2 protein-coding genes and 1 pseudogene are annotated in these 2,684 nt (G+C 71.9%); all 3 read right to left on the reverse strand.

Annotated elements, in window-relative coordinates; genetic code table 11:
• Positions 1 to 91: 91 nt before the first annotated feature.
• A pseudogene (locus FV222_RS22345) lies at positions 92 to 529 on the reverse strand (uracil-DNA glycosylase); the annotation flags it as partial.
• Positions 526 to 2,049: a bifunctional UDP-sugar hydrolase/5'-nucleotidase gene (locus tag FV222_RS22350; protein WP_147815667.1), complete on the reverse strand. Its 1,524-nt coding sequence runs from the start codon at positions 2,047 to 2,049 to the stop codon at positions 526 to 528. The pseudogene FV222_RS22345 and the gene FV222_RS22350, both read right to left, overlap by 4 nt.
• 66 nt (positions 2,050 to 2,115) lie before the next feature.
• The coding region (locus FV222_RS22355) for a class I SAM-dependent methyltransferase (protein ID WP_147815668.1) at positions 2,116 to 2,684 on the reverse strand (569 nt) is incomplete at its 5' end.

Below are 2,684 nucleotides of genomic sequence, written 5' to 3' on the forward strand. Positions count from 1 at the left end.
CCCCCCCCCCCCCCCCCCCCCTTTTTTTTTTTAATGATCCGGCCACCACCGCTATCTACACGTATGTCGTCGTCGGCTGCGTCTTTTGTTTACCGTAGCGGAGATGCGCGCCGGCTTGGCCGGCCTCGACGGTGAGGGCGCTGTTCAGGAGCAGAACGCCCTGCCGCGCCCAAGGCGTGAGGTCGCCACGCGTCGGCTTGGCCGGCTCGACTTCGGCGAGGATCACCTTGAGCGAGGCCGGCAGGCGGCGTGCGCCGACATAGGAGAAGGCGAGGCCGTTGGCGTCCCCCGGCGTCGGGTAAGGGTCCTGCCCGAGGATCACGACCTTCACCTCGGGGAGCGGCGTCAGCGCCAGGGCGGCGAAGATGTTTTGGGGCGCCGGCAGCACCTCCGCGCCCGCCGCGATGCGTTCGTCGACGCGCGCCGCGACGGCGTCCGCCGCGCCGCCGGCGAAGAACGGTAGGGCGAGCCATGGAGAACCGCTCGCCCGGAAGTCGGCGAGGGCTGAGGAGGCGGAAAGCTTCGTCATCGACCGACCAGGATGCGCTCGCCTTCGCGCACGGCGATCGGCGCGTGGCGGGCGACATAGTCGATCACCGCGTTGGCGACGAGCCCGCCATCGGTCGCGCCGACCAGCGTCCGCCCTTGCGCCAGCATGCCGTAGCCGTTGCCGCCTTCGTACAGGAAGTTGTTGGACGCGACGCGGTAGGTGCGGGCCTCGTCGAGGGGCGCGCCGCCGACCTGCACGGACACGATCCTGGCGCCGGCCGGCGCGTCGGGATCCACCCGCACGGTCAGCCCCGAGACCTGCACGAAGCGACCGGCCGGGCGGCCGAACTCGCCGAGACCGGTCTCCAGCAGGGCGCGGACCTGCGCGCCGGTGATCGCCACCGAAACGATGGTGTTGCCGAAGGGAAGCTCGGTGAGGATGTCGCGCCGCGTCAGCACGGTCCCGGCCGGGTAGAGGCGGTTGCCGCGGATGCCGCCGCCGTTCATCACCGCGATGTCGGACTGCGTCGCCTCGCGCAGCGCGTCGGCGACGAGGTTGCCGAAGCTCGCCTCGCGGGCGCGCACCGCGGCGATCCGGCTGTCCAGCGGGCGCGCCCTATCGCCGACGGGCACGTCGAGCCGGCGCGACAGGTCGGCTTCCAGCCGCCGGACCAACGCCAGGGTCTCGGGATCGGGCACGACGTAGCTCGAATCGTGGATGCGGAAGCTCGGCCGCCAGGAAACGGCGCTCGTCTCTCCCTGGACCGAGATCGTCGCAAAAAGGTCGATGGCGGTGACGTAGTGCGCGTCGCTGCTCGACTCCGCCAGCACGCGGCGGCCGTCGTAATGCACCACGAGGTCGTGGTCGTGCCCGGACAGCACGATGTCGGCATAGCCCGCCTCCAGCATCGCCAGATCGGTCGGACGCGCCGTATGGGTCACCGCGACGACGAGGTCCGCCCCTTCGGAGCGCAGCGCCTTCGCCTGCTCGGCGAGGGTCGCGAGTTCGGGGCCGAAGCGCAGGTCGCCGCTCTGGGACTTCTCCGGCGTCGATGCCAAAGCGATGCCGACGATCCCGACGCGCACGCCGCCTAGCGTCAGGATCGTGCGGTCGCGGATCCCCGGGATCGCGCCGCCCGCCCCGTCGCGGAGGTTTGCGGCAAAGCACGGAAAGGCGGCGGCGCGCATGCGCTCGAGGAAGGTCTCCGGCCCGAAGTCGAACTCGTGGTTGCCGGGCACGAACACGTCGGGGGCCGCGATATTGAGCAGGTCGACGATGTGGCCGCCCTTGTCCAAGCCGGACATCAGCGAGGGCGAGAGCGTGTCGCCGGCGTGAACGTAGAGCACGGCAACGCCCCGTGCGCGTTCGGCCTTCACGATGGCGTTGAGCCGCGCAAAGCCGCCGCGGCCGGCCACCTCGCCCATCAGGTAGACGTCGTTGACCAGGAGCAGGGTCAGCGTCGGCTCGGGCGACGCTTCGGCGGCGCGGGCTGGCGTCGCCAGCCCGGCGACGAGGCCGGCACCGAGGCCGAAGGTCTGGCGGCGATTGGGTGGGGGCATGGCGCGGCTCGACCGTGGCGGATGGCTCGCCCTACGCCGCGTCCCGTGACGCGCGCGCGACGCCCGCTATCGGTTCGAGAAGGTCTCGCGCACGGCCTTGGCGTTGCGGCGGACCATCGGCCAGATCCAGGCGCCCGACGCGAGGTAGGCCGCGGCCGGCATCGGCTTCAACTCCTCGGCGAGGCGCTGGGCGAGGCCCGGCGAGCGGATCGCGACCGGGGGCGCGTCGGTCTTGCGGTAGACCACCGTCGTGTCCTCGCGCCAGTACCCGGTATGGGGCACCAGGCCGGCGCGGCGGGCCGTGAGGTCGAAGGTGTCGCGCACGAAGCCGTGGACGTGGGCGAAGTGGAAGCGCTCGTGCGGCGGCTTGCCGGTGGCGGCCATGTTCGGCACCGCGGCGTAGAGCACGCCGTCGGGCTTGAGCCAGCGGGCCAGCCGCTCCATCACGTCGGCCGGGTCGCGCAGGTGCTCCATCACGTGGTGGGTGGTGATCACGTCGAACGTACCAGGCTCGAACCGGTCGTCGCCCGCGTCGTCCAGCACCTCGACGCCGTGCGTCGTGCGGGCGTAGGCGGAATAGTCGCGGCCCGGCTCGACGCCGATCGCCTCGCAGCCGCGCGCCCGGGCGGCTGCGA

This window comes from Methylobacterium sp. WL103 (assembly GCF_008039885.1).
Classification (GTDB): Bacteria; Pseudomonadota; Alphaproteobacteria; order Rhizobiales; family Beijerinckiaceae; genus Methylobacterium; species Methylobacterium cerastii.

Coding starts and splice junctions, on each gene's coding strand:
- FV222_RS22350 (WP_147815667.1), bottom strand. CDS start 2,049: ATGCCCCCACCCAATCGCCGCCAGACCTTCGGCCTCGGTGCCGGCCTC.